The 1560-nt window shown below is 45.8% G+C and carries 1 protein-coding gene; it reads left to right on the top strand.

The genetic code is table 11. The features are described from left to right. Positions 1-129 precede the first annotated feature (129 nt). The coding region (recN, locus tag A3729_RS16680; protein ID WP_068634095.1) for a DNA repair protein RecN at positions 130-1560 on the top strand (1431 nt) is incomplete at its 3' end.

Raw genomic sequence — 1560 nt, 5'->3', positions numbered from 1 at the left:
CCACCAAGTTATTTTTTAACTGCATTTAATCTCGGCCTGAAAGAATAATATTTATCTTTACCAACTGGTTATAGATACAGTAATATTTAGCAAATTTTGATTTGCATATCCAGACACGGAAAAATAACCATGCTTAGCCAACTCAAAGTCTCCAACTTCGCCATCGCTGACCACCTGGAAGTTTTATTCAACAACGGCATGACCGTACTCAGCGGAGAAACCGGAGCTGGTAAATCAATTATTCTCGACGCATTAGGCTTGGCGCTTGGCGACAGGGCTGATACGAGCATGGTGCGTCACGGAGAGCCCAAGGCTGAAATTTCTGCAGCCTTTGAGTTAGACAAACACCCCAAGGCACTTGAATGGCTTAAAGACCACGACCTGGAAGAAGGCGAGCAATGTATATTGCGCAGAGTCATCACAGCCGAGGGCCGCTCGCGCAGCTATATAAATGGCCACCCTAGCCCTCTACAGAATTTAAAATCAATTGGCGAGCTACTGATTGATATTCACAGCCAACACGAACACCAATCCTTACTTAACAAAGATAACCACCGGGTGATTGTCGACAACTTTGGCCAACTACAAAGTACCTCAGACAAGGTTTCCAGCGCTTTTAATAAATGGTCAAGTCAAGCTAAGCACCTATCTAAACTTGAAAACAACCAGGATGAGATTACTGCCCGCATTCACCTCATTACCTTTCAACTTGAAGAGCTCGAGGCACTGGGCCTACAAGAAGGTGAAGTTGAGCAGCTCGAAAAAGAGCAATCCCAGCTAGCAAATGCAGAACTGCTTTTGAGTAGAGCACATGAAGCTCTAGCGTTATGTTCAGAGGGTGATGCTAATGCCGCCAGCATGGTTTCTTCAGCCTCCTCATCACTACACAACCTACCCAGCGAAAATCATGAGATTAGTGAAGCACTCAACATGCTGAATGAAGCGCAAATCCAAATTGAAGAGGCAGGTAGTAATTTACGCCATTTTATCGACTCATTTGAACTCAACCCAGCACGCCTGCAAGAAATCGAAGAACGCCTAAGCACTGCTTACCAGTTAGCAAGAAAACACCGCTGTGAACCCACTGAGCTGTTAACCATACAAAACAAACTCAGCAAAGAACTACATGACTTTAATAATGGCGACCAAAATCTGGAGCAACTGCAAGCTGAAGTAATCGAATTGGAAAACACTTACCGGGCCTTAGCTGAAACGCAGCGTCAGAAGCGTATAAAGTGTGCCAGCTCTTTAGAAAAGAAAATATGTGAGCAGCTAGCATTGATGGATATGAAGTCAGTGAAGTTCTGCGTCAGCCTAACACCTCTCGATAACAGCAAGGTAAGCCAGCACGGTCTGGATACCGTCGAATTCCTGATTAGCACCAATCCTGGACAGCCCCCCAAAGCCATCAACAAAGTTGCCTCAGGCGGTGAGCTGTCCCGAATCAGCTTAGCGATTCAAGTCATTGTCGCTCAAAACTCGACCATTCCAACACTGGTTTTCGATGAGGTGGATGTAGGCATTGGCGGCGGCACAGCACAAATTGTTGGCCGACTACTC

Source organism: Oleiphilus sp. HI0043, from assembly GCF_001634935.1.
The sequence above is the reverse complement of the archived record's forward strand: the minus strand, read 5'-3'. Positions and strand labels throughout refer to the sequence as shown.